The organism is Leclercia sp. 119287, from assembly GCF_009734485.1.
GTDB classification, from domain to species: domain Bacteria; phylum Pseudomonadota; class Gammaproteobacteria; order Enterobacterales; family Enterobacteriaceae; genus Enterobacter; species Enterobacter adecarboxylatus_C.
The window spans coordinates 4066194-4091470 of record NZ_CP046445.1; the positions used below are offsets into that span (position 1 = coordinate 4066194).

General features: G+C 57.6%; 18 protein-coding genes and 2 rRNA genes. 4 read left to right on the forward strand and 16 right to left on the reverse strand.

Annotated elements, in window-relative coordinates; genetic code table 11:
* Nucleotides 1–83: 83 nt before the first annotated feature.
* From GNG27_RS19510 to GNG27_RS19520, 3 genes are all read right to left on the reverse strand, one after another.
* Nucleotides 84–2989, reverse strand: a 23S ribosomal RNA gene (locus GNG27_RS19510).
* 226 nt (nucleotides 2990–3215) lie between these two features.
* Nucleotides 3216–4755 (reverse strand): 16S ribosomal RNA (locus GNG27_RS19515).
* The 16S and 23S rRNA genes sit together here, the layout of an rRNA operon.
* 441 nt (nucleotides 4756–5196) lie before the next feature.
* Nucleotides 5197–6570 carry a PTS transporter subunit EIIC gene (locus GNG27_RS19520; RefSeq protein WP_156264612.1) on the reverse strand — a complete coding sequence of 458 codons (1374 nt, stop codon included), beginning with the start codon at nucleotides 6568–6570 and terminating at the stop codon, nucleotides 5197–5199.
* Between the two features lie 274 nt (nucleotides 6571–6844).
* Here GNG27_RS19520 and GNG27_RS19525 point away from each other — a divergent pair, with 274 nt between their 5' ends.
* Nucleotides 6845–8044, forward strand: a complete 1200-nt coding sequence (locus GNG27_RS19525) for an enolase C-terminal domain-like protein (RefSeq protein ID WP_156264613.1) — start codon at nucleotides 6845–6847, stop codon at nucleotides 8042–8044.
* On the opposite strand, the gene GNG27_RS19530 is transcribed toward GNG27_RS19525, so the two are convergent.
* Both GNG27_RS19530 and GNG27_RS19535 read right to left on the reverse strand, forming a co-directional pair.
* On the reverse strand, nucleotides 8032–8751 hold the full coding sequence (locus GNG27_RS19530) for a GntR family transcriptional regulator (RefSeq protein WP_156264614.1): 720 nt from the start codon (nucleotides 8749–8751) through the stop codon (nucleotides 8032–8034). The two genes, GNG27_RS19525 and GNG27_RS19530, sit on opposite strands and share 13 nt — an antisense overlap.
* A 35-nt stretch (nucleotides 8752–8786) precedes the next feature.
* Nucleotides 8787–9440, reverse strand: coding sequence for an alpha/beta hydrolase (locus tag GNG27_RS19535; protein ID WP_370462881.1), 654 nt, complete (start codon nucleotides 9438–9440; stop codon nucleotides 8787–8789).
* A gap of 374 nt (nucleotides 9441–9814) precedes the next feature.
* Here GNG27_RS19535 and GNG27_RS19540 point away from each other — a divergent pair, with 374 nt between their 5' ends.
* Together GNG27_RS19540 and GNG27_RS19545 are read left to right on the forward strand one after the other, a co-directional pair.
* Nucleotides 9815–12793: an autotransporter outer membrane beta-barrel domain-containing protein gene (locus GNG27_RS19540; protein ID WP_156264616.1), complete on the forward strand. Its 2979-nt coding sequence runs from the start codon at nucleotides 9815–9817 to the stop codon at nucleotides 12791–12793.
* 119 nt (nucleotides 12794–12912) lie between these two features.
* Nucleotides 12913–13530, forward strand: a complete 618-nt coding sequence (locus tag GNG27_RS19545; RefSeq protein WP_156264617.1) for a DUF2238 domain-containing protein — start codon at nucleotides 12913–12915, stop codon at nucleotides 13528–13530.
* On the opposite strand, the gene cobT is transcribed toward GNG27_RS19545, so the two are convergent.
* The 11 genes from cobT to GNG27_RS19600 all read right to left on the reverse strand — a co-directional run bounded on the left by cobT (nucleotide 13514) and on the right by GNG27_RS19600 (nucleotide 24130).
* On the reverse strand, nucleotides 13514–14563 hold the full coding sequence (cobT, locus tag GNG27_RS19550) for a nicotinate-nucleotide--dimethylbenzimidazole phosphoribosyltransferase (RefSeq protein ID WP_156264618.1): 1050 nt from the start codon (nucleotides 14561–14563) through the stop codon (nucleotides 13514–13516). The two genes, GNG27_RS19545 and cobT, sit on opposite strands and share 17 nt — an antisense overlap.
* Before the next feature lie 11 nt (nucleotides 14564–14574).
* Nucleotides 14575–15174 carry an alpha-ribazole phosphatase gene (gene cobC / locus GNG27_RS19555; RefSeq protein WP_197090544.1) on the reverse strand — a complete coding sequence of 200 codons (600 nt, stop codon included), beginning with the start codon at nucleotides 15172–15174 and terminating at the stop codon, nucleotides 14575–14577.
* A gap of 2 nt (nucleotides 15175–15176) precedes the next feature.
* The gene (cobS, locus tag GNG27_RS19560) at nucleotides 15177–15935 is read right to left on the reverse strand and encodes an adenosylcobinamide-GDP ribazoletransferase (protein WP_142487073.1); all 759 of its coding nucleotides are present in this window, start codon (nucleotides 15933–15935) and stop codon (nucleotides 15177–15179) included.
* Nucleotides 15932–16477 (reverse strand): bifunctional adenosylcobinamide kinase/adenosylcobinamide-phosphate guanylyltransferase, encoded by a 546-nt coding sequence (gene cobU / locus GNG27_RS19565; RefSeq protein WP_142487074.1) that lies wholly within the window; start codon nucleotides 16475–16477, stop codon nucleotides 15932–15934. The genes cobS and cobU overlap by 4 nt, the downstream gene beginning before the upstream one ends.
* Nucleotides 16474–17997, reverse strand: coding sequence for a cobyric acid synthase (locus tag GNG27_RS19570; RefSeq protein ID WP_156264619.1), 1524 nt, complete (start codon nucleotides 17995–17997; stop codon nucleotides 16474–16476). The genes cobU and GNG27_RS19570 overlap by 4 nt, the downstream gene beginning before the upstream one ends.
* Before the next feature lie 31 nt (nucleotides 17998–18028).
* Entirely contained in the window at nucleotides 18029–18580 is a 552-nt protein-coding gene (locus tag GNG27_RS19575) for a peroxiredoxin (protein ID WP_156264620.1), read from the reverse strand.
* A gap of 152 nt (nucleotides 18581–18732) precedes the next feature.
* Nucleotides 18733–19710 carry an ABC transporter ATP-binding protein gene (locus tag GNG27_RS19580; protein WP_156264621.1) on the reverse strand — a complete coding sequence of 326 codons (978 nt, stop codon included), beginning with the start codon at nucleotides 19708–19710 and terminating at the stop codon, nucleotides 18733–18735.
* On the reverse strand, nucleotides 19707–20684 hold the full coding sequence (locus GNG27_RS19585; protein ID WP_156264622.1) for an ABC transporter ATP-binding protein: 978 nt from the start codon (nucleotides 20682–20684) through the stop codon (nucleotides 19707–19709). Before GNG27_RS19585 ends, GNG27_RS19580 begins: the two co-directional genes overlap by 4 nt.
* The gene (locus tag GNG27_RS19590) at nucleotides 20677–21522 is read right to left on the reverse strand and encodes an ABC transporter permease (RefSeq protein ID WP_156264623.1); all 846 of its coding nucleotides are present in this window, start codon (nucleotides 21520–21522) and stop codon (nucleotides 20677–20679) included. Before GNG27_RS19590 ends, GNG27_RS19585 begins: the two co-directional genes overlap by 8 nt.
* 6 nt (nucleotides 21523–21528) lie before the next feature.
* Nucleotides 21529–22482: an ABC transporter permease gene (locus GNG27_RS19595; protein ID WP_156264624.1), complete on the reverse strand. Its 954-nt coding sequence runs from the start codon at nucleotides 22480–22482 to the stop codon at nucleotides 21529–21531.
* A 58-nt stretch (nucleotides 22483–22540) separates the two neighbouring features.
* Nucleotides 22541–24130 carry an ABC transporter substrate-binding protein gene (locus tag GNG27_RS19600; protein ID WP_156264625.1) on the reverse strand — a complete coding sequence of 530 codons (1590 nt, stop codon included), beginning with the start codon at nucleotides 24128–24130 and terminating at the stop codon, nucleotides 22541–22543.
* Nucleotides 24131–24386: 256 nt separating this feature from the next.
* On the opposite strand from GNG27_RS19600, the gene yghU reads away from it, so the two are divergent.
* Nucleotides 24387–25256: a glutathione-dependent disulfide-bond oxidoreductase gene (gene yghU / locus GNG27_RS19605; protein WP_156264626.1), complete on the forward strand. Its 870-nt coding sequence runs from the start codon at nucleotides 24387–24389 to the stop codon at nucleotides 25254–25256.
* Nucleotides 25257–25277: the final 21 nt, after the last annotated feature.

The following is a 25277-nucleotide window of genomic DNA, read 5'->3' on the forward strand; positions in this document are numbered from 1 at the left end:
TTGTTCACCCCGCCCTCAGGCGCAGTGACTAATCTGTATCAGCTGAAAATCTCTCAAATCCGCCGAAACAGCTTCGGCGTTGTAAGGTTAAGCCTCACGGTTCATTAGTATCGGTTAGCTCAACGCATCGCTGCGCTTACACACCCGACCTATCAACGTCGTCGTCTTCAACGTTCCTTCAGGACTCTCAAGGAGTCAGGGAGAACTCATCTCGGGGCAAGTTTCGTGCTTAGATGCTTTCAGCACTTATCTCTTCCGCATTTAGCTACCGGGCAGTGCCATTGGCATGACAACCCGAACACCAGTGATGCGTCCACTCCGGTCCTCTCGTACTAGGAGCAGCCCCCCTCAATTCTCCAGCGCCCACGGCAGATAGGGACCGAACTGTCTCACGACGTTCTAAACCCAGCTCGCGTACCACTTTAAACGGCGAACAGCCGTACCCTTGGGACCTACTTCAGCCCCAGGATGTGATGAGCCGACATCGAGGTGCCAAACACCGCCGTCGATATGAACTCTTGGGCGGTATCAGCCTGTTATCCCCGGAGTACCTTTTATCCGTTGAGCGATGGCCCTTCCATACAGAACCACCGGATCACTATGACCTGCTTTCGCACCTGCTCGAGCCGTCACTCTCGCAGTCAAGCTAGCTTATGCCATTGCACTAACCTCCTGATGTCCGACCAGGATTAGCTAACCTTCGTGCTCCTCCGTTACTCTTTAGGAGGAGACCGCCCCAGTCAAACTACCCACCAGACACTGTCCGCAACCCGGATCACGGGTCTACGTTAGAACACCAGCCATTAAAGGGTGGTATTTCAAGGATGGCTCCACGCAGACTGGCGTCCACGCTTCAAAGCCTCCCACCTATCCTACACATCAAGGACCAGTGTTCAGTGTCAAGCTATAGTAAAGGTTCACGGGGTCTTTCCGTCTTGCCGCGGGTACACTGCATCTTCACAGCGATTTCAATTTCACTGAGTCTCGGGTGGAGACAGCCTGGCCATCATTACGCCATTCGTGCAGGTCGGAACTTACCCGACAAGGAATTTCGCTACCTTAGGACCGTTATAGTTACGGCCGCCGTTTACCGGGGCTTCGATCAAGAGCTTCGCGTTGCCGCTAACCCCATCAATTAACCTTCCGGCACCGGGCAGGCGTCACACCGTATACGTCCACTTTCGTGTTTGCACAGTGCTGTGTTTTTAATAAACAGTTGCAGCCAGCTGGTATCTTCGACTGATTTCAGCTCCACCCGCAGGGGCTTCACCTACACATCAGCGTGCCTTCTCCCGAAGTTACGGCACCATTTTGCCTAGTTCCTTCACCCGAGTTCTCTCAAGCGCCTTGGTATTCTCTACCTGACCACCTGTGTCGGTTTGGGGTACGATTTGATGTTACCTGATGCTTAGAGGCTTTTCCTGGAAGCAGGGCATTTGTTGCTTCAGCACCGTAGTGCCTCGTCATCACACCTCAGCGTTAACAAGGTTCCGGATTTACCTGGAACCTCCGCCTACATGCTTAAACCGGGACAACCGTCGCCCGGCCAACATAGCCTTCTCCGTCCCCCCTTCGCAGTAACACCGAGTACAGGAATATTAACCTGTTTCCCATCGACTACGCCTTTCGGCCTCGCCTTAGGGGTCGACTCACCCTGCCCCGATTAACGTTGGACAGGAACCCTTGGTCTTCCGGCGAGCGGGTTTTTCACCCGCTTTATCGTTACTTATGTCAGCATTCGCACTTCTGATACCTCCAGCATGCCTCACAGCACACCTTCAACGGCTTACAGAACGCTCCCCTACCCAACAACACATAGTGTCGCTGCCGCAGCTTCGGTGCATGGTTTAGCCCCGTTACATCTTCCGCGCAGGCCGACTCGACCAGTGAGCTATTACGCTTTCTTTAAATGATGGCTGCTTCTAAGCCAACATCCTGGCTGTCTGTGCCTTCCCACATCGTTTCCCACTTAACCATGACTTTGGGACCTTAGCTGGCGGTCTGGGTTGTTTCCCTCTTCACGACGGACGTTAGCACCCGCCGTGTGTCTCCCGTGATAACATTCTCCGGTATTCGCAGTTTGCATCGGGTTGGTAAGCCGGGATGGCCCCCTAGCCGAAACAGTGCTCTACCCCCGGAGATGAGTTCACGAGGCGCTACCTAAATAGCTTTCGGGGAGAACCAGCTATCTCCCGGTTTGATTGGCCTTTCACCCCCAGCCACAGGTCATCCGCTAATTTTTCAACATTAGTCGGTTCGGTCCTCCAGTTAGTGTTACCCAACCTTCAACCTGCCCATGGCTAGATCACCGGGTTTCGGGTCTATACCCTGCAACTTAACGCCCAGTTAAGACTCGGTTTCCCTTCGGCTCCCCTATACGGTTAACCTTGCTACAGAATATAAGTCGCTGACCCATTATACAAAAGGTACGCAGTCACACCACAAGGGTGCTCCCACTGCTTGTACGTACACGGTTTCAGGTTCTTTTTCACTCCCCTCGCCGGGGTTCTTTTCGCCTTTCCCTCACGGTACTGGTTCACTATCGGTCAGTCAGGAGTATTTAGCCTTGGAGGATGGTCCCCCCATATTCAGACAGGATACCACGTGTCCCGCCCTACTCTTCGAGTTCACAGCAGGTGTATCTTCGTGTACGGGAGTATCACCCTGTACCCTGCGACTTTCCAGACGCTTCCACTGACACACATGCTGATTCAGACTCCGGGCTGCTCCCCGTTCGCTCGCCGCTACTGGGGGAATCTCGGTTGATTTCTTTTCCTCAGGGTACTTAGATGTTTCAGTTCCCCTGGTTCGCTTCGTTAAGCTATGTATTCACTTAACGATAGTGTGTCGAAACACACTGGGTTTCCCCATTCGGAAATCGTCGGCTGTAACGGTTCATATCACCTTACCGACGCTTATCGCAGATTAGCACGTCCTTCATCGCCTCTGACTGCCTAGGCATCCACCGTGTACGCTTGGTCGCTTAACCTCACAACCCGAAGATGTTTCACTTCATGATTGCGAAAATTTGAGAGACTCTGACACACCGCTTATCTGCTCTTATTACGGAGAACAGACACGGCGTGTCGTTTCAATTTTCAGCTTGATCCAGATTTTTAAAGAGCAAAACTTCTCAATGCACTCGGAAGTACATTTAGAAGTTCATCATTCATCAGACAATCTGTGTGGACACTACAAAGGCAGGTTCTTTAAGGTAAGGAGGTGATCCAACCGCAGGTTCCCCTACGGTTACCTTGTTACGACTTCACCCCAGTCATGAATCACAAAGTGGTAAGCGCCCTCCCGAAGGTTAAGCTACCTACTTCTTTTGCAACCCACTCCCATGGTGTGACGGGCGGTGTGTACAAGGCCCGGGAACGTATTCACCGTAGCATTCTGATCTACGATTACTAGCGATTCCGACTTCATGGAGTCGAGTTGCAGACTCCAATCCGGACTACGACGCACTTTATGAGGTCCGCTTGCTCTCGCGAGGTCGCTTCTCTTTGTATGCGCCATTGTAGCACGTGTGTAGCCCTACTCGTAAGGGCCATGATGACTTGACGTCATCCCCACCTTCCTCCAGTTTATCACTGGCAGTCTCCTTTGAGTTCCCGGCCTAACCGCTGGCAACAAAGGATAAGGGTTGCGCTCGTTGCGGGACTTAACCCAACATTTCACAACACGAGCTGACGACAGCCATGCAGCACCTGTCTCAGAGTTCCCGAAGGCACCAAAGCATCTCTGCTAAGTTCTCTGGATGTCAAGAGTAGGTAAGGTTCTTCGCGTTGCATCGAATTAAACCACATGCTCCACCGCTTGTGCGGGCCCCCGTCAATTCATTTGAGTTTTAACCTTGCGGCCGTACTCCCCAGGCGGTCGACTTAACGCGTTAGCTCCGGAAGCCACTCCTCAAGGGAACAACCTCCAAGTCGACATCGTTTACGGCGTGGACTACCAGGGTATCTAATCCTGTTTGCTCCCCACGCTTTCGCACCTGAGCGTCAGTCTTTGTCCAGGGGGCCGCCTTCGCCACCGGTATTCCTCCAGATCTCTACGCATTTCACCGCTACACCTGGAATTCTACCCCCCTCTACAAGACTCTAGCCTGCCAGTTTCGAATGCAGTTCCCAGGTTGAGCCCGGGGATTTCACATCCGACTTGACAGACCGCCTGCGTGCGCTTTACGCCCAGTAATTCCGATTAACGCTTGCACCCTCCGTATTACCGCGGCTGCTGGCACGGAGTTAGCCGGTGCTTCTTCTGCGAGTAACGTCAATCGATGAGGTTATTAACCTCACCGCCTTCCTCCTCGCTGAAAGTACTTTACAACCCGAAGGCCTTCTTCATACACGCGGCATGGCTGCATCAGGCTTGCGCCCATTGTGCAATATTCCCCACTGCTGCCTCCCGTAGGAGTCTGGACCGTGTCTCAGTTCCAGTGTGGCTGGTCATCCTCTCAGACCAGCTAGGGATCGTCGCCTAGGTGAGCCGTTACCCCACCTACTAGCTAATCCCATCTGGGCACATCTGATGGCAAGAGGCCCGAAGGTCCCCCTCTTTGGTCTTGCGACATTATGCGGTATTAGCTACCGTTTCCAGTAGTTATCCCCCTCCATCAGGCAGTTCCCCAGACATTACTCACCCGTCCGCCGCTCGTCACCCAGGAGCAAGCTCCCTGTGCTACCGCTCGACTTGCATGTGTTAGGCCTGCCGCCAGCGTTCAATCTGAGCCATGATCAAACTCTTCAATTTAAGTTTGATGCTCGTGAATTAAACTTCGTAATGAATTACGTATGTTCACTCAGAGACTTTGGTATTCATTTTTCGTCTTGCGACGTTAAGAATCCATGTCACTTTGAGTGCCCACACAGATTGTCTGATAAATTGTTAAAGAGCAGTGCAACGCGGCTTTCGCTCACCGTTGCGAGGTGGCGTATATTACGCTTTCCTCTTCCAGAGTCAAGCGATAATTTCACGCTTTTCTCTGCTGACCCGGCGGCTTGTTTGCCGTTGTTCCGTGTCGATGGAGGCGCATTATAGGGAGTTCTCCCGGGGCCGCAACCCTTAAATGACAGAAAAATGACTGACTGCTGCATTCCCCAGCAAAACCCCGCCTTATACGCATTTGCCCACAGAGTTATCCACAAACGCGCTGATATTCCCTGCGACACATACGCTAAAACGGGTTCTGAATCACGCTGCGGCTTGCTCTTTCTTCACCAGAATGGTGGTTAACATAAAGGAGAGAACCAAAGATATCGCCACGCCTGCCAAAGCAAAGACAAAGTACGGACCTATATAAGCAGGCAAACTGAAGATGCTCGACAGAATGTAGCCATAAAGACGCACGCCGAAGAAGGCAATAAAAGCTGATGCCAGCGAGCTGGCCACCGTGGCGGCAATAAAGGCTTTCTTGTAGCGCGTCAGGACACCAAAGAGTGCCGGTTCGGTAATCCCCAGCAGCGCAGAGATGGCCGCCGACAGCGTAACGGTCTTCTCCTGACGATCCCGGCTCAGACGCCAGATAGCGAATGTCGCCCCGGCAATCGCCATATTGGCCATAAACATCATCGGCATCAGCATGTCGTAGCCTCGGTCACTAAAGTTCTGCAGGGCAATCGGCGTCATCGCGTGATGCATACCGGTCAGGATCGCCACCGGACGGATGGCCCCGACGATAAGTCCGGCGAAGCTGGCCGACACGCCAAACAGCCCTTCTATAAAGAAGGCGAGTCCTTTACCCAGCCAGATGCCAATCGGACCGATCACCACCAGCGCCGCCAAAGCGCCTATAAAGAGAGTAAGCGTCGGCGTGAACACGGTTTTCAATACATCCGGCATGATGCTGTCTACCCAGCGATGGATATAGCTCAATGCCAGCACCGAGAAGATCACCGGAATGACGCTCGAGGCATAGTTAAAGACGGATACCGGGATCGCATTCATTAACCAGAGGGCGCTGACCGCCCCTTCCTGATGCGTCGCCAGCGCTTTCGCTGCTTCTATTAAGGAGGGATACATCAGACAGGCGGCAACCGCCGCGGCAAGATACTCATTGGTCTTGAAGATCTTCGCCGCCGACACGGCGAGGAAGAACGGCAGGAAATAGAAGACGCCGCTGGCAATCAGGTCGATAACCATGACGGTATCGCTTTTCGCCGACACCACCTTCAGCGCGATCAGCCCGGCCAGCAAGCCTTTTATCATCCCGGCACCGGCAATGGCCGGGACAATCGGACCAAACACCCCCGAGACGGTATCCATAAAGAGGGAAACCAGACTTTTACGCCCCTTTGTCGCCGTCGGCGCTGTATCAGCTCCCTGACCGAGCACATTAAGCATTTGCTCGTACCAGCTGTTCACCTTCGGCCCAATGATCACCTGAAACTGATCGCTCTGCAGCTGCGCGCCCAGCACCCCCGGCAGATTTTTGATCGCGGTCTGGTCGACTTTATTATCGTCGATGAGATCAAACCGTAGCCGCGTCATACAGTGCCAGACTTTATTAATATTCCCCTGGCCGCCGACCAGACGAATAATATTGTTGATGGCTTCTTGCGTCCCCATAAAGACTCCTGCCGGTATGGTTGTTGTTTTATTGATGCCACGAGAATAGATAAACCAACCAGGCAAAACAAACCAATAAAAGTTGATATCGCTCACATTTAACCATGCAAAGAGCCATAAAACCGCCATCAATCCAAAATTGGTATGGTTTTTAATTAAAATAGAATCAAATAACTGACCAAAATAAATAATAAAAAAACGGTTTACCGGCAAACATTTTTAGGGCGATGATATTCCCATTCCATATTTCCACAGAGCCGCAAAGGAGTTTCCCGTGACGCCTGTGATTATCAAAAATATCGAGTGTTTTATTACCCGTCCGGACCGTCATAATCTGGTCACCGTTCGCGTTACCACGGAGCATGGCCCCGTCGGACACGGCTGTGCCACCTTCCAGCAGCGCCCGCTGGCGGTTAAAACTCTGGTGGATGAGTATCTCAAACCGCTGCTGATTGGCCGGGATGCCAATAACATCGAAGATCTGTGGCAAATGATGAACGTGAACGCCTACTGGCGTAACGGTCCGGCGATGAACAACGCGATCTCCGGCGTGGATATGGCCCTGTGGGATATTAAAGGGCAACAGGCCGGCATGCCGCTGTATCAGCTGCTGGGCGGAAAATCCCGCGATGCGATCCCGGCTTACAGCCACGCCAGCGGCGAGACGCTGGAGGAACTCTTTGCCTCCGTTGATAAACTGGTAGCGCAAGGCTATCGCCATATCCGCTGTCAGCTCGGTTTTTATGGCGGCACGCCATCGGCGCTGCATGCCCCGGAGAACCCGACGCCGGGTGCCTGGTTCGATCAGCATGAGTACATGGCAAATACCGTGGAGATGTTCCGCGCCCTGCGCGAAAAATATGGCCGGAAGCTCCATTTCTTACACGATGTCCACGAGCGTTTATTCCCGCAGCAGGCAGTGCAGCTGGCAAAACAGCTTGAGCCTTATCAGCCCTACTTTATCGAGGATATCCTGCCGCCACAGCAGAGCGCCTGGCTGGAACAGGTTCGCCAGCAGAGCTGTGTGCCGCTGGCGATGGGCGAGCTCTTCAATAATCCGGCTGAATGGCACGACCTGATCGTCAATCGCCGTATCGACTTTATTCGCTGCCACATCTCGCAGATCGGCGGCATCACCCCGGCACTGAAGCTGGCGCATCTGTGTCAGGCCTTTGGCGTGCGCCTCGCCTGGCATGGCCCCGGCGATATGACGCCCATCGGCGTGGCGGTGAATACGCACCTGAACATTCACCTGCATAATGCGGCTATTCAGGAATTTATTCCGCGTTCCAGGTCCACCGACAGCGTCTTCCCTGGCGCGCCTGAGGTGAAGGACGGGTTTGTCTATCCGCCGACAGCGCCCGGCATCGGCACCGGCTTTAATGAAGAGCTGGCCCTGGCGTATCCGGTGGTCTATCGCCCGCACGAGTGGACGCAAAGCCGCCTGCCGGACGGCACCCTTCATACGCCCTGATTTTGTCGCCAGGCGAAATTATCGCGGTTATAGGGGCTGACCCAGGTGCAGGTGTAGTTGATATCGATAATATCGCTTACCTCAAATACCCGGCCCCCCTCCAGTATCCCGCGATTATTAATATGCATTGCCGGGCTGCCTTTTTTGCAGCCCAGGATCACCGCCTGCTCGCGGCTGACGATGACCGCCCGGTAGGTGGTCAACATATGGGAAATGTTCATCCCTTTATTTAATACGTACTGCTGAATGGAACGCTCAATCGCCTGCTGATTAAGATCGGGAAAATCGGCGGCCGGCATGCTGGACACTTCCAGCTGTACGGGCTGGTCATCGACGTAGCGCAGGCGGCAAAAGTGCCAGATAAAACTCTCTTCATCGATGCCAAAGATCTGCTGCGCCGCGCGATCTGGCCTCGTCTTATGCAGGCTGATCATCCGGTAGCGCATCTGATCGAATCGCTTTTCCGTGATCGAGTTGTAGATCAGTGGATTATTGCGCGCGTGCTCGTTGATCCAGATCCCCGATCCCTGCACGATCCGCACCACGCCAATACTGACCAGTTTTTCCAGCGCCTGGCGGATGGTGAAACGCGAGACGCCATACTCTTCGGCCAGCTGCCGTTCAGGGGGGAGTTTACGTGGCCCCGCCGTGGTGTCCTGATAGATTTTGCTCAGCAGATCCTGGGTCACAAACTCTTTCTTTTTCATTATTCGTCCTGAAGTCATTCAACGTTGATCACACATCAGCAGTCCGGCAAACCTTGCGCCAGCAGTCGCGGCCAGATGGCCGCCCAGTCCGAACCATGCTTCATCCCGCTGACTACCTCCGTTTGCACACATCTTCCCCCCACCGCCTGTTGAAAACGTCGGGCGACGGCGGGTGGCACGGTGGTATCGGCTTCGCCGCTGAAGTGGATCTGCGGCAGGGCGCGAAGCGCGGGCGCACGATCGATGGCGCTCTCGGCTGCGGGCATCGGGGTGACACGATGCAGGGTATTGACATACGCCACGTCGAGATTGCCTGCTACCGTGCGCAGGGAGCGCACATCATCCCGGCGTTTCGCCAGCAGGGCGGCGATATTGCCGCCCCCGGAGTAGCCAACCATATCGAGCTGCACGCCCGGATAGCGCAGCACCATCTGGTTGAGCGCCTCGTTCATCGCATCTATTACCGCAGGCGAGAAGCGATCCTGCGTCCAGATATTTACGCGGCAGTTAGCCGGCAGCGGCGGCCCGATGAACTGGCAGGGCCGGGCAAGATAAAACACATTTGCCTGACTGTCCGCCGCGGCCAGCATCAGGCCGATCGGATGACGCGGCGTCGGATTATCAGAGGGCGTTGTGCGGCTCTTCCAGGCAAAGCCATCTCCTTCGATGTAGACCCGTAGGGATTGCACTGGTGGCGTAATCCGGTGCCAGGTAACAACAGGGAATGGAGCTGTGTCAAATTTCTCACTGATCAGACCACTTTCATTGGCTATTTTATGCGCAGCACTGAGCGGCTCGGCGGTAATACACCCTGACAATAATAAAGATAAACTAATCAATATCGTTCCCTGCAAAATGTGAGGATATATCCTCATACCGCACCAGCCTTAACTCAAATTATCAACATGACCAAATATGTGGAATGAATTCAACCGGAAATAATTAAGCAGTGCTTATTGTTTTCGGCAACAAATTGTATATTCTGCGCCCGAAGATATCGGATTAATCCGAAGAAATCACAATTGCATTTTGCACAAACATCGCAACTTTATGATGGTACACCATGGAAAAGAAACGTCTTAGCCAGCTGATCTCTCTGCTGGTGGCATCAACGACCGCGCAGGCCTACGCCACATCTCATGAATTAATTATCGACACACCGGCAAGCAGCGTTCAGATCGCTGACGCAAAAGAGTTAGTGCATATCACCCAGACGGGGAGCGTAACGGGCGCCCCGGATTCGGCCTTAACCGTTAATTCGGGAGTGACTGTCACAACGCTTACCAATGACGGCACCATCAGCGACGTAGTCAGTGTTCCATTATTTTTGAGCAGCAGTGTTGTGCAGATTGATGGAACCGTGGGTGAGCTTAACAATAACGGAACCATTTCCAGCCTCAATCAGTACCAGAATGGCAAAGTGGTTGCGGTAAGCGCATCGGGGATGATTAACACCCTCACCAACAGCGGCACCATGAAGGGCGTTCAGAATACTTACAACAATAACTACGACTTCAATTCTTATAACAATGGCACGATAGACAATGCCGGGACCATTAATACCTTAATCAATACCGCAGAAGGTAAGATCTCTGGTTCCCGCGCCATCAGTAACCAGGGAACCATTGATACCTTAGCCAATGCGGGTGTGATCTCCTTCACCCCAGCCGAAAATAACGTCAACAGCGGCCAAAACAGCGCCATTTTTAATAACGGTACGATTGGCACGTTGCACAACACCGGTACGATTGACGGTGGTGCGACCGATAATTACGGCAGTTCCGGGATAGATAACCAGAGCACCATTAATTCCATCGTCAATGATAATAAAATTAATGGCAGCTTCGCCGGTATTAATACCTATGGCACTATCGACACCATTGAAAATAACGGCCAAATCACCGGCAATTTTACCGCTATCTATAGCAACGGCGCCCTTGGTTCAATCATCAACAACGGTGAGCTGTCAGGCAACTCGAGCGGGATCTATATCTGGAACTACTACAACCAGAGCGCAACGACGCAGATTGTTAACAATGGCCTGTTAACGGGCGGCTATTATGCGCTGCTGGTCGGTAGCAATAGCAGCGATGGCGTGACCCTGACCAACAGTGGCGTTATTGCTGGTGAGATTTACGCCTTAAACGCGACAACATTAAACATTAACGGTGGCACCACCACCATGGGCACGCTGACCGGCCTCGAGGGCGCGACAGGGACCATTAAGGGTTCCGACGTGATATTCGGCACCGGCTCGCTGCTGCTGAACGATAATATCGTTACCAGCACGCCTGAATTCGGCCTGATGTCACTCCAGATGAGCGATGAGCAGCCTGTATCAAACGGCACCGTGGTGAACGAAGCGGCTTCCCTGCAGGTAAACAACAGCATCAACATCGCTGGCGATTACCATCAGAAAGCCGCCGCGACGCTGATTTCCGGTGTCTCCGATCTGGCGGATGCTCGCGGCGATCTGCTGGCCGATACCGGCTATGGCCGCCTCAACGTCACCGGCAATGCTATTATCGATGCGGGTTCCAGCGTTAATCTGCTGCGCACCGGCAATACTTACCAGTTCGCCGAAGGCCAGCGTTATGTGGTCATCAATGCCGCAGGCGCAGAGACCGATTACCACGCCGATCGGCTGAATTACAAAGCCCTCGGCTATCGCGGTACGGTCAACGGCAGCGTCGCTGAAATGGATGAAAGCAAGGCCCTGGTGTTAACCCTGGGTGCAGAGCCGGTCATCATCGAGCCGGTAGAGCCTCAGCCAGAGCCAACACCCGAAGTCACCCCGCCGGTCGTGACAGAGCCCGACGTCACTGCCCCGGTCGTCACGGTGCCAACGCCGCCGACGCAGCCTGCGCCAGCGGAACCTGCACCTGCTCAGCCGACCAAACGGGGTTATGCCACTATTCCGAGCGCCACGGCGGCACTCGGCGGGCTGGCGAACTACTCCGGTATCGCCTCCCCACAGCTGCTGAATCTGTACAACGCCTCCCTGGCGATTGAAGATAAACAGGAAGCGAACCGCGTCGGGGAGCGTCTTTCTACCAGCCAGAACCTGAACACCAGCTCCGCAGCCACCGTTGCGACCTCTACTGCTCAGGCCGTAGTGGGTGCTCACATCGATGCCGTACGTAACCCGCAGGCCTCCGGCGCCAGCGGCGTGGCAACCGGTGATGACTACGCCAACAACTGGATCGTCTGGGGTCAGCCGTTCGGCGGTTACGCTCGCCAGGACAGCACCGACAACGTCAGCGGCTACACCGCGAAGTTTGGCGGCCTGATCATCGGTGCCGACCGCGCGCTGGGTGACGACTGGCGTCTGGGCGCAGCCCTGAACTACAGCAACACCTCCGTGCACGGTAAAGACAACCTGAGCGGCAACAACTCTACCGCCGATAACTATGGGGTAATTGCTTACGCGGGTTACACCGGCAATCCGTGGTACCTGAACCTCTCCGCAGGTCTGAACCGTCAGAACTACAGCTCCGTGCGTCGCGCTGATTTCACCGGCTTCTCCGGCGCTGCCCACGGCAAGTTCAACGGTCAGTCCATCACCCTGCAAAGCGAGCTTGGCTATCCAATTGCCCTGCCGGCTGACGTGGTCCTGACCCCGCTGGCGGGCCTGACCTATGGCTATCAGCATGTGGATGGTTACAGCGAAACCGGCGGCAACGGCATGGCGCTGGATGTCAGCAGCACCCACGCGCAGTCTGTGGTGAGCGATATCGGTGCCCGCATCGGGAAGACCTTCGCCACCGGCCTGGGTAACCTGACGCCGTTCGCCCAGGTCTCCTGGATCCACCAGTACGATAACCGTCAGGTCAGCAGCCATGCGACCTACGCCGCCGATGCTATCGGTGAAACCAGCTTTATCACCAAAGGGGCCTCTCCGGTGGAAGATATGGCGGGCGTAGCCGTGGGCACCACCCTGTATGACGCCAACGATCTGAGCCTCGACGCGCGTTACGATCTGCAGGCCGGCGACCGCTACCAGGCGCACACCTTCAGTCTGCGTTTACGCAAGTCGTTCTGATTGTTATGAACGATCAACGGGGCCACGCATGGCCCCGTTTTTTTATGCTCAGCTGCCAGACATTGTATTTTTCGCCGCGTCGGTCGATAGTGTCTGTTTTTACTCAACAGTTAACTCACATGACGCAAACTGCACTCTCCTCTGGATTAAAGGTCGGCGCGCTGCTTTTACTGCTGATCCTGATTTATACCGGTCTCTATACCGCGGACCGAACCACCTGGCTGATGGAGGTGACGCCGGTCATCATCATCGTGCCGCTGCTGCTCGCCACCCAACGGCGCTACCCGCTGACTCCCCTGCTCTACACGCTGATCTTCTGGCATGCCATCATCCTGATGGTGGGCGGGATGTACACCTACGCCAAAGTCCCCATCGGCTTTGACGTTCAGGAGATGTTCCACCTGAGCCGCAACCCGTACGACAAGCTGGGGCACTTTTTCCAGGGGCTGGTGCCCGCGCTGGCGGCCCGGGAGATCCTGGTGCGCGGCGGCTACGTCACTGGCCGCAAGATGACGGCCTTTCTGGTGTGCTGTATTGCGCTGGCGATCAGCGCCACCTACGAGCTGATCGAGTGGTGGGCGGCGCTGGCGATGGGCCAGGGCGCGGATGATTTCCTCGGCACCCAGGGCGATCCCTGGGATACGCAGTCCGATATGTTCTGCGCCCTGCTCGGCGCGCTCACCACGGTACTGCTCCTCGGACGATGGCATCAGCGGCAGATTACGCTTTCAGGCTGATCCCGCTCTCAGCCAGTCCCCCCATCTGGCCATACATCGCTCCGGCGGCGCTGACGATCGACATCGCCAGCGCTGCCCCGCTCCCCTCGCCCAGACGCAGATCCAAGTACAAATAAGGGGTCAAGCCAAGGTGGTCTAACGCCCGTCGGGACCCTTTTTCCGCCGAGCAATGCGATGGGATGCAGTAGTTTTTCACCTCAGGCGCAAGCTGGCAGGCGGCCATCGCCGCGGCATAGGAGAGAAAACCGTCCAGCACCACCGGCAGCCCGCACGCTCCCGCGCCGAGAATGACCCCGGCCATCCCCACCAGATCGTAGCCGCCCACTTTCGCCAGTACATCGATGGCATCGCCGGGATCGGGCTGATTGACCGCAATCGCCTGACGGACAATCGCCTCTTTATGCTGGATCCGATCCGCCGGCAGGTTAGCGCCAATCCCCACCACCTCTTGCGGATCGCAGCCGCTGAGCACGCTGATAATCGCCGAGGCCGGCGTGGTGTTGGCGATACCCAGCTCGCCGGTGCCAAACACCGCGATCCCCTCTGCGGCACGCTGTTGCACCAGCCGGGCGCTGCGCAGCAGCAGCTGTTCGGCGTCATCACGACTCATCGCCGGGCCACGGGCGATGTTACCGCTGCCACGCCCCACCTTCAGGCTCAGCATCGTCTCGATCGGCTCGCAGTCGATGCCGATATCTACCGGCAGCACAGTCGCGCCACTGTTTTTCGCCAGCACGCAGACGCCGGAGGTGCCCTTGATCATATTCAGCGCCTGCAGGTGCGTTACCTGCTGCGGGCTGATGGCGACCCCCTCCTCGTAGACGCCGTGATCGGCGCACATCACAACGATCTCTTTTTGCAGATCGTCGAGCCGGGTTAAGCCCCGCATCCCCGCCAGCTGGATAGCCAGGGTTTCCAGCCGTCCCAGGCTGTTGAGCGGTTTCACCAGACCATCGATATGCTGTGCCGCCTGCGCCTGTTTGTTCTTATCCAGCGGCGCAATAGCGGCCAGCAGGTCCTGTATTGTCTGCATCGGTATTGTTCTCATTCTTCTTCCCGGAAAGGACTCCGGTCGTTAAAGGCGCGTAGCAGCATAAATCCGCCGCGATTTTCTACCATCGTGTAAGCATCCTGCCGGAAGGGGAAGTGCCACAGGGAGTCAGACGGCATTTTTAACCAGTGGGCCAGCAGCAGGCTAAGTACGCCCTGGTGCGCCACGATCAGCATGTCGCCCGACTCCTGGCGCTGGGTTAACTCGTCCGCCACGGCCTTCACCCGCCCGGCAAAGTGCGGGAAGGGCTCGCCGCCGCTGGGGGTGGCGTTTTGCCAGTCATCCAGCCAGCTCTGCCAGGCTTCGGGTTCCTCTTCGGCAATATGGCTGAAATGCCGCATCTCCCAGCGGCCAAAATCCATCTCGTTGAGCCGCGGATCGCTCCCGGTCACCGGGACGATCAATTCCGCGGTCTGCTGCGCGCGCTGCAGCTGGCTGGATATCGCCTCGCTGAACGACACCTCCGCCAGTAAAGCGCCCACCCGCGTGCTTTGCTCAATCCCCAGCGGCGTCAGGGGCACGTCGGTGCTGCCGTAGAACAGGCCGCTGGCGTTGGCCGCGGTTTGTCCGTGACGAACCAGAAAAAATCGCATGTTCAGACCCACATTAATGCCAGCAGAAAGACGATCTCTGCGGTTTCGGCCAGCGCCCCCAGGGTATCCCCGGTCTGCCCGCCGAGACGACGGCGGAGATAGTGCACCAGACCATAAATCACGACGTAAGTGACCAGCATCGCCGCCAGCCCGTGCAGCCCGCCGATCAGCCCCACAGCTATTGCCCCGCCCAGCAGGGTCAGCGCCGCATTACGGAAGCTCACCTGGCCGATATAAAGGCTGCCCATCCCTTCGCCTTCGCGGGCGTAGCGCTGGCCGTACATCCCCAGCACCAGCGCGGCGCGTCCGGCGATGGGGGCGCACACCAACAGCATGAACCACTCTTTGGCGGGAAGATGCGCCAGGCCAATCACGGCGAAGACTTTCAGCAGAATGGCAAACACCAGCGCCAGGCCGCCAAAGGTGCCCAGCCGGCTGTCCTTCATGATCTCCAGCATCCGCTCCCGGCTGCGGGCCGAGAAGATGCCGTCGCAGGTGTCGGCAAGTCCGTCCAGATGAAAACCGCCGGTGAGCAGCACCAGCGCCAGCACGTAAGCGGCGGCGGCAATATAGATCCCGCCGCCGGTCTGGCTCACCACCAGCGCCAGCAGCCCGGCCAGCGCGCCGATCGTCGCGCCAACCAGCACAAACCACGGCACCCCGCGGGCCAATTGGCGGAACTCCACCCCGTCGGCCCATTTTTCCGGTACCGGAATGCGTGACATCAGGCGCAGCGTCGCCCACAACATCGCTAAGCTCATTTAATTTTGACTCCAATCCCTGAGACCACCAGCCAGACCTCTTCTGCCGCCTGGGCCAGTTTCTGATTTGCCCGTCCGGCAATATCGACAAAATGCCGCGCCAGACGGTTTTCCGGGGTGATGCTCATCCCCAGCTCATTGGTAACGATGTACACCGGGGCGCGGGTCGCCAGGCAGGCGGCAATCAGATCGTCGATATGCTGCTGCAATCCAGACTCCAGCGCCGCAAAGTCCAGGGTGTCGGGATCGGCCCCGCCCGAGGCGTCGTACAGCAGGTTCGCCAGCATCGTGGTGATGCACTCGATCACCACCGCTTCGCCGGGTTGAACCTGCTGGTGGATAGCGGCCCCCAGATCGCGATAACGCTCCAGGGTGCGCCAGTGGGCGGGCCGCTGGGCGCGATGCCGGGCGATACGCGCCGCCATCTCCTCGTCGGTGACGGTGGAGGTGGCGATATATAAAACCTGCGAATAGTGGCGGGCGACCAGCCCCTCAACGTGGGCGCTCTTACCGCTGCGCGCCCCTCCGGTCACGACAATCATTCCTTGCACTCCTGATGCTCACGCATGATCTGATAGATTCTGGCGATATCAACGTGCTGGCGCATCGCCTGCGCCAGCTGGTCAAACTGCTGGTCTTTATAGCTGGCGTATTCTGGCGCGGTTTCGAGAGGAAGTAACCCTTTACGTGCCCGCAGGCTGTCCACCAGCGCGCGGGTAAAGGCATCGCTGTCGAACAGACCGTGCAGATAGGTGCCCCACACCAGCCCATCGTCGCTCACCGCCCCGTCGGCAACCTGCGCATTCTCTTTTTCCAGCCACAGCGCCGGCTGCGCCCCGTCGGCCCGCGCGGTTTGCCCCATGTGGATCTCATACCCACGCACCGCCATTCCGGCGAGAGGGGCCAGCCAGCCGGGCAGCGACGCCGCCATCCGGGCGCTGACCTGGGTGGTAGTTTTGTGACGGGCAAACTGCGTTACGGTATCGAGCAGCCCCAGACCGGGCATCCGCCCGAGGCCGGATTCCACCTCATCAATCAGGGTGTCGCCCAGCATCTGATACCCGCCGCAGATCCCGAGCAGCGGCACGCCGTCCCGGTGTCGCTTCAGCAGGGCATGCGCCATCGCGCTGTCGCGCAGCCAGTTCAGATCGTGAAGGGTGTTTTTGCTGCCCGGCAGGATCAGCAGGTCGGCCTCGTCCAGCTCCCGCGGCTGGCTGACGTAGCGCACGCGTACGTCCGGCTGCGCCGACAGGGCGTTAAAATCGGTGAAGTTGGCGATATGCGGCAGGTGCACCACGGCAATGTCGATCTCGCGCGCCTGACGATGGCGCGTATTGCCCCGCTGGAGCGCCACGCCATCCTCCTCCTCCAGATCGAGATCCAGCCACGGCATCACCCCCAGCACCGGTACGCCGGTTAAGGACTCAATCTGCTGTAACCCGGAGTAGAGCAGCGCCACATCGCCGCGAAACTTGTTGATGATCACGCCTTTGACCCGCCAGCGCTCGTGCTCCTGCAACAGCGCCAGGGTGCCGTAGATGGCGGCAAACACTCCACCCCGATCGATATCGGCCACCAGGATCACCGGACACCGGGCGATCTCCGCCATCCCCATATTGGCGATATCGCGATCGCGGAGGTTGATCTCCGCCGGGCTACCCGCCCCCTCCAGCACCAGGATCTGATGCTCCCGCGCCAGGCTCTGATACACCCCGGCGATCTGCTCCCGCAGGCGCGGTTTGAAGTCGTGATAGCGGGCCGCATCCATACTGCTTGCCACCTCGCCCATCAGCACCACCTGAGCCTGACCGTCCGCGGAGGGTTTGAGCAGGACCGGATTCATCCGCACATCCGGCACAACCCCGGCCGCTTCGGCCTGCATGATTTGCGCCCGGCCCATCTCTTTGCCGTCCGGCGTGATGCCGGAGTTGAGCGCCATGTTCTGTGATTTAAACGGCGCGGTGCGCCAGCCGTCCTGATAAAAAATGCGGCACAGGCCGGCGGCCAGCACGCTTTTTCCCACATCGGACGCGGTTCCCTGCAGCATTATTGCCTGGGTCATGCCCTCTCCTGTTTATGACACCCCCACGGCGCTACGAATGCGAATCGGCGTACTGCTTAACGGCTGCCATCGTTTTCTGGATATGCGCTTCGGGGCTACGGTCGGTATAGCTCAGCAGGATTTTACCATCGGGCGCAATGACAAACGACGTGCGTTCGGAGAGGGTTTTGCCGTTCAGCTGCATCAGCGTCTGGTACTGCCTGGCGACCTTCGCCCCGGGATCGGCGGCGACGGTGAATTTATCGCGGCACTCTTTTCTGGAAAACTCATCCACCTGTTCGACATTCCCGGCGGTGACGCCCACCACGCTGGCGCCAAGCCTGTTAAATTCGTCGGTGGCGTCGGCAAAGGCGTTGGCTTCGATGTTGCAACCCTTGCTGAACGCTGCCGGGAAGAAGTAGAGCACCACCGGCCCTTTTTGCAGCGCCTGTTGCAGGGAGAAGGTCAGTGGTTTTCCTGCCAGCGCGCCCTGCAGCGTGAAGTTGGGCGCATGGCTGCCTGCCTCGAGGGCAGCCTCAACGTGGGTGGTAAAGAGAGAGAGGGAAAGGACGACGGCGGCGGACAGGATCGAGAGAGGTTTCATGGTCGGCTCCAGGTGAATGGAAAGGCTCTCTGAAGAATAGCCGGAAACGGCTTGCCCGGCGGCGCTACGCTTGCACGGACCTACGGGGAGATGCGGCCTTTGTAGGCAGGGTAAGGCAAAGCCGCCACCCGGCGGATGTTGGCACCTTACTCTCACACCTTAAACAACCAACAGGCCGCAAAGTGGCCGGGAGCAATCTCCTGCATCGCGGGCGCTTCGCGTCGGCAGACCGGCATCACGTGCGGGCAGCGGCTGCAAAACTTACAGCCCGGCAGCACAGAGGTCGGGCCGGGGATCTCCCCGCGCAAGGTGGCCTGCTCCAGATTGCGGATCCGTGGATCGGGCTGCGGCACCGAGGCTAACAGGGCCCGGGTATAGGGGTGCGCCGGATGCTGATACAGGGTATCGGCGGGCGCTACCTCCACCAGCTTGCCGAGGTACATCACCCCGATGCGCGTCGAAATATGGCGCACCATCGACAGATCGTGGGCGATAAACAGATAGGTCAGCCCCAGCTCCTGCTGCAGATCCTGAAGGATGTTCACCACCTGCGCCTGCACCGAAACATCCAGCGCCGACAGCGGCTCATCGCACAGGACAAACTCCGGGCGCACCGACAGCGCCCGGGCAATGCTGATCCGCTGGCGCTGGCCGCCGCTGAACTCGTGCGGGAAGCGCTGAAGATGTTCCTGCTTGAGCCCCACCTTGTAGAGCAGGGTTTCGGTTCGCTCCCGCTGCTCCTCGCGGCTATAGCCGTGGATCTGCATCGGCTCCGCCACCAGCTGCTGGACGGTCATCCCGGGATTCAGCGACGAATAAGGATCCTGGAAAATGGCCTGCATCCGCTTGCGCAGCGGCTTGAGCTGCTTTTCGCTGGCCTGGGCGATCGCCTGCCCGGCAAAATCAATCTCGCCGGAGGTGATATCAAACAGCCGCAGAATGGCGCGCCCGAGGGTCGATTTGCCGCAGCCGGATTCGCCCACCAGGCCAAAGGTCTCCCCCTGGCGGATATCAAAGCTGACGCCGTCCACCGCTTTCACCACCACCCCTTTGCGCAGCAGGCCGCCGTTGAGGGTAAAGTGCTTATGCAGGTCCCGCACGCTGACAAGGGGAGAATGTTGTTCGCTCATGCCTGAACCTCCTTATCGGCCAGCAGCCAGCAGGCCGCGCGGTGCCCCGGTTCGGGGCTGTAAAACGCGGGCTGACGCTCGCACTGCGGCATCCGCTGCGGACAGCGTTCGGCAAACGGGCAGCCCGGGGGCGGATTGAGCAGGCCCGGAGGCGATCCTTCGATGGGCGACAGACGATGGCTGGTCTGTTCCGGGTGCGGCAGGGACGCCAGCAGCCCCAGGGTGTAAGGGTGTGCCGGACGGTAAAAAATATCCTCCACGCTGCCCTCCTCCATCACCAGCCCGCCGTACATCACCACCACCCGACTGCATACCTGAGCGACAACACCAAGATCGTGGGTGATCAGCAGGATGGCGGTGTGGGTTTTCTGCTGCAAACTTTTTAACAACCGCAGGATCTGCGCCTGAATGGTGACGTCCAGCGCGGTAGTAGGTTCATCGGCGATCAGCAGTTTGGGATCGCAGGAGAGCGCGATGGCGATCATCACCCGCTGACGCATCCCGCCGCTGAACTCGTGCGGGTACTGGTCGTAACGGCGCTCCGCTTCGGCAATGCCCACCTGCTCCAGCATGGCGATGCTCGCCGCGCGGGCCGCTTTTTTGTTCAGGCCTTTGTTACGCATCAGGATCTCAGCCATCTGTTTGCCGATGGTCAGCACCGGGTTCAGGGCGGTCATCGGATCCTGAAAAATCATCGCGATCTGGTTCCCGCGAATGGCGCGCATCTGCTCCGGGGTTTTCTGCGCCAGATCGTTATTGTCGAAACGGATCTGCCCCCCGGTGATGCGCCCGTTGCTGCCCAGCAGCTGGATAATGGATTTGCAGGTCACGCTCTTGCCGCAGCCGGACTCCCCGACAATACCCACCAGCTCGCCCGGCTGAACGTGAAAGCTCACCCCGCGCACCGCGTGGACATCGCCATCGCGGGTGCGGAAGGTGGTTTGCAGGTTGTCGAGTTCAAGTAAGTTATTCATCGCGGTTCGCTCCCGGCTCAAAGGCGGTGCGGAACACGTCGCCTAACACGTTAAAACTGAACACCGTCAGCAGAATCAGAATGCCGGGGAACATCGCCAGCCAGGAGGCCTCGCCGATATACGACTGGGCGTTATTGAGCATGCTGCCCCAGGAGGCGGCAGGCGCCTGCACCCCGAGGCCGAGGAAGCTGAGGGTGGATTCCATCAGAATGGCCGAGGCGATATTCAGGGTGGCGGCGACGATAATGGTCGGCAGCACGCCGGGGATGATATGGCGCAGGATAATCCGCAGCGGATGTTCCCCGGAGGCGCGGGCATAGAGCACATACTCGCGCTCTTTAACGGACAGCGTTTCGGCACGCACCAGCCGGGACATATTCATCCACGTCAGCAGGCTAATGATCATGATGATGTTGTCCACGCCGGGCTTCAGGTACGCATTCAGTACCAGCAGCAGGAAGAAGGCCGGGATCGCCATCAGGATGTCGACCGCGCGCATCATCAGGTTATCCAGCCAGCCGCCGAAGTAGCCGCTTACCGTGCCGACTATCGTGCCGATTAGCGTCGAAAAGACCATCGCCAGACAGCCGACCATCAGCGAGATCTGCCCGCCGTACAGGGCACGGGTAAAGTAGTCGCGTCCGTACTCGTCGGTGCCGAACCAGTGGGCACCGTCGGGCGGCAGGGTGCGCGCCCCCAGCGACATCCGATCCGGATCGTAAGGGCTCAGCCCCGCACAGAGCGCGGCGACGACAAAAATAAAAAGGACAAAAAGCGAGAACTGCGCCGGACGATTGCGGCGCAGCTGGTGACGAACCTGTTGCCAGCGTCTGCTCATCCGGGATTACCTCAGGGTACGTATGCGGGGATCGGCGAAGCGATATAACAGATCGGCGATCAGGTTGCCGACGATCAGCATCAGCGACGAGAGCATGATGATCGCCATAATCAGCGGGTAGTCGAGGGAGGTGATCGACTGGATCCCCAGCAGCCCCATCCCCGGCCAGGAGAAGACACTCTCGGTGACATAGGCTCCGACAACCAGCTCGCCAAACGACAGGCCAAACAGGGTGATCACCGGCAGGAGCACGTTTTTCAGCACATGGCGGAACAGGATGCTGGAACGGGTGGCTCCATAGGCCAGCTGGGTCTGCACGTAGTCTGCCGAAAGCTGCGAAATGGTATTAGAGCGGATGTAGCGCACGTAGCTGGAGAGGTTATAGAAGGTAAGCGCAACGCACGGCAGCACGCCATGGCGCACCACGTCCAGCCAGTTATCCTCCATGCCGATGGTGCGCATCCCCATGCTGGGGAACCAGTTGAGCTGCACGGCAAAGACGGTGATCAGCAGAATGCCAAACCAGAAGATCGGCACCGAGATGCCAATATAGGCGAACAGGTTCAGAACATGATCCAGCCAGCGGTGCTTAAACGCTCCGGCCAACAGCCCCAGCGGAATGGCGAGGATAATCGCCATCAGCAGCGAGGCCCCCATCAGCCCAAGGGTGGCCGGAATGCGCTCGGCAATCATCGCCAGCACCGGGCGGTGATAGATCAGCGAATAGCCCAGATCCCCCTGCAGAATGTTTTTCAGCCACAGAAAATATTGCGTCACCAGCGGCTTATCCAGCCCCAGACTCTGGCGAATACGCTCGATATCCTCTGGTGCCATCCGCGGGGTGATGTACGCCGCCACCGGATCGCCCGGGGCGAGTTTGACCAGCAAAAACGCCACCAGCGAGATAAAGAACAGCATCGGCACCAGTTGCAGCAGCCGACGCATCAGTAATGTGTTCACGACATGCCCTTACGACTTACCCAACACAACGCCCCGATCGATTGACCGGGGCGACAGCTTATTTTTGGTAGATTTTTGACAGTTCCTGGAACAGATACACCGGCTTCGGCTCCGCTTCTTTGGTGCCGCCAAAGCGTTTATCCACGGCCACGGTGGCGTTGGTGTAGGAGATTGGATAGTAGGTCATGTCGTTAGCCACGGTCTGCTGGATCTGCTTGTAGATCTCAGCGCGTTTGCCGGCGTCGGTTTCTACAGCACCTTTATCCCACAGGGCATCGAACTGCGGGTTCTTGTAGTGGGCGTAGTTGTAGGCTTCGTTGCTCATGAACAGCGATTTGTAGCCATCCGGCTCGGCACCCATGATGTAGCCGCCGAGATTCAGCTCCCAGGCGGTATTGTTCATGTCGAGGCTGCGCTGGGACATGGCGTTGGAGTCGAGCGGCATCAGCTCCACGTTCACGCCAATGCCCTTCAGCGCCTGCTGAATGTAGAGCGCCTGGCTCTCCTGGGTTTTGTTGGTATTCACATAGGCCAGACGCAGCTTGAGGTTTGCCGGGGCGCCTGAGGCTTTCAGCAAATCTTTGGCTTTTTGCTGATCGAACTTGTACTGCTCCACGTCGTCAGTCTGGTACAGCGTATCCGGGGTCAGGAACGAGGTTGCCGGTTTGGCGTAGTCCAGCGAGGTGAACGCGGTCTGGGTCAGTTCGTCCTTATTGATGGCATACGCGATGGCCTGACGCAGCTCCTTGCTCTTCATCACCGGCACGTTCTGGTTGAAGGTCATGTAGGCCAGACGCCCTTCCGGGTAGACCACGAAATCAAACTTGCCGGTATTCTTCAGACGCGACACATCCTGCGGATCGACCATCTTGAGGTTGATCTCGCCGTTTTGCAGCGCGAGGTTGGCGGAGTTGCTGTCTTTGGCGAAACGGTAGGTCACGGAGTCGAGCTTCGCTTTGCCGTTCCAGTAGTCGTCAAAACGGGTCAGGGCGTAATACTGCCCGGCGCGGTACTCCTTAAATTTGAACGGCCCGGAACCCACCGGCGCATCGTTTTTGCTGCTCTTTTCCAGATCCGCTTCATGAGCAAACACGTGCTGCGGGATCGGGTAGATCTGCACCAGGGTGCCGGTAAAGGCGGCGCTCACCTGCGGCAGGGTGAACTTAACGGTGCGATCGTCGACCTTGCTCACCGCCACCGGCTTGCCGCCGTAGGTGAACATGCTGCGGAAGAAGCTATGCTGCTTCTCCTCCAGCAGTTTGTTGAAGGTGAACACCACGTCATCGGCAGTCAGCGGCTGGCCATCCTGCCACTTCAGATTGGGTTTTAAGGTCAGGGTATAGCTGAGGTTATCGGCGGATGGCGTCAGGCTTTCGGCCAGACCCCATTCGATTTTGCCATCGTTAAAGCTGTAGAGCGGGGCATAGAGCGCCTGCATGATGGTCAGGGTGGTACGGTCGCTGGCATACAGCGGGTTAACGGCCAGCGGGTCGCCGGAGGTGATGCCGATAATCAGTGAACCGCCCTCTTTCGGCGCATCGCTTTTGGCAGCCGGGGCCGACGCAGGCTCTTTATTTTTGGCATCATCACAGCCCGCGGCAACCAGCGCCAGCGCGACCAGAACAGCAGATACTAATGGCTTACGCATATCTCACTAACTCCTTGCCTTGAAAGTTTTTTTAACTGCTAATTTTTATTTTTCACAGATATCTGTTTGCGCATCATATTCAGCTTTAAGCCCTTACGCATTAACAATGAAAATGCCGTTTTTGATTAAGCTTATGCGGAATTTATATATATAAGCGCCAGAAGGAATAGTGCATATGCTTATGCGCTCACTTCGTTAAACCGTTCACGTAATGCCTGCTAAACTGCCTCAACACATCCCAAAAAGGCAGATCAACATGTCCGACAACAACTACCAGCCAGCGAAAGTCTGGGAATGGAAGCAGAACCCCAACGGCGGCGCGTTCGCCAGCATCAACCGTCCGATCTCGGGCGCCACGCATGACAAAGCGTTGCCGGTCAGTTCGCATCCGCTGCAGCTTTACTCCCTGGGCACGCCGAACGGCCAGAAGGTGACGATCCTGCTGGAAGAGCTGCTGGCGCTGGGCGTCACCGGCGCAGAATATGACGCCTGGCTGATCCGCATCGGCGAGGGGGATCAGTTCTCCAGCGGCTTTGTTGAGGTCAACCCGAACTCCAAAATTCCGGCCCTGCGCGACCACTCCACCACGCCGCCCACCCGCGTGTTCGAATCCGGCAATATCCTGCTCTATCTGGCGGAGAAGTTCGGTCACTTCCTGCCAAAAGATCCGGCGGGCCGGGTAGAAACCCTGAACTGGCTGTTCTGGCTGCAGGGCGCCGCCCCGTTCCTCGGCGGCGGGTTTGGTCACTTCTATCACTACGCGCCGGTGAAAATTGAGTACGCGATCGACCGCTTCACCATGGAAGCCAAACGCCTGTTCGACGTGCTGGATAAACAGCTGGCGCGCGGCCGCTACGTGGCGGGGGAAGAGTACAGCATCGCGGATATCGCCATCTGGCCGTGGTTCGGCAGCGTGGCGCTCGGCCAGGTCTATGGCGCGGCGGAGTTCCTCGACGCAGAGAGCTACAAGAACGTCCAGCGCTGGGCGAAAGATGTCGCCAGCCGTCCGGCGGTGAAGCGCGGGCGTATCGTCAACCGCACTAACGGCGAGCTGAACGAGCAGCTGCATGAGCGTCATGCGGCGAGCGATTTTGATACCAATACCGAAGACAAACGTCAGGGTTAATGCGCTGACCCATTGCCCGGC

What these genes read in the sequence shown, in the direction of transcription:
- GNG27_RS19520 (WP_156264612.1), bottom strand. Translation starts at nt 6,570, where the DNA reads ATGGGGACGCAAGAAGCCATCAACAATATTATTCGTCTGGTCGGCGGC.
- GNG27_RS19530 (WP_156264614.1), bottom strand. Translation starts at nt 8,751, where the DNA reads ATGAAAAAGAAAGAGTTTGTGACCCAGGATCTGCTGAGCAAAATCTAT.
- GNG27_RS19540 (WP_156264616.1), top strand. Translation starts at nt 9,815, where the DNA reads ATGGAAAAGAAACGTCTTAGCCAGCTGATCTCTCTGCTGGTGGCATCA.
- GNG27_RS19545 (WP_156264617.1), top strand. Translation starts at nt 12,913, where the DNA reads ATGACGCAAACTGCACTCTCCTCTGGATTAAAGGTCGGCGCGCTGCTT.
- cobT (WP_156264618.1), bottom strand. Translation starts at nt 14,563, where the DNA reads ATGCAGACAATACAGGACCTGCTGGCCGCTATTGCGCCGCTGGATAAG.
- cobC (WP_197090544.1), bottom strand. Translation starts at nt 15,174, where the DNA reads ATGCGATTTTTTCTGGTTCGTCACGGACAAACCGCGGCCAACGCCAGC.
- cobS (WP_142487073.1), bottom strand. Translation starts at nt 15,935, where the DNA reads ATGAGCTTAGCGATGTTGTGGGCGACGCTGCGCCTGATGTCACGCATT.
- cobU (WP_142487074.1), bottom strand. Translation starts at nt 16,477, where the DNA reads ATGATTGTCGTGACCGGAGGGGCGCGCAGCGGTAAGAGCGCCCACGTT.
- GNG27_RS19570 (WP_156264619.1), bottom strand. Translation starts at nt 17,997, where the DNA reads ATGACCCAGGCAATAATGCTGCAGGGAACCGCGTCCGATGTGGGAAAA.
- GNG27_RS19575 (WP_156264620.1), bottom strand. Translation starts at nt 18,580, where the DNA reads ATGAAACCTCTCTCGATCCTGTCCGCCGCCGTCGTCCTTTCCCTCTCT.
- GNG27_RS19580 (WP_156264621.1), bottom strand. Translation starts at nt 19,710, where the DNA reads ATGAGCGAACAACATTCTCCCCTTGTCAGCGTGCGGGACCTGCATAAG.
- GNG27_RS19585 (WP_156264622.1), bottom strand. Translation starts at nt 20,684, where the DNA reads ATGAATAACTTACTTGAACTCGACAACCTGCAAACCACCTTCCGCACC.
- GNG27_RS19590 (WP_156264623.1), bottom strand. Translation starts at nt 21,522, where the DNA reads ATGAGCAGACGCTGGCAACAGGTTCGTCACCAGCTGCGCCGCAATCGT.
- GNG27_RS19600 (WP_156264625.1), bottom strand. Translation starts at nt 24,130, where the DNA reads ATGCGTAAGCCATTAGTATCTGCTGTTCTGGTCGCGCTGGCGCTGGTT.
- yghU (WP_156264626.1), top strand. Translation starts at nt 24,387, where the DNA reads ATGTCCGACAACAACTACCAGCCAGCGAAAGTCTGGGAATGGAAGCAG.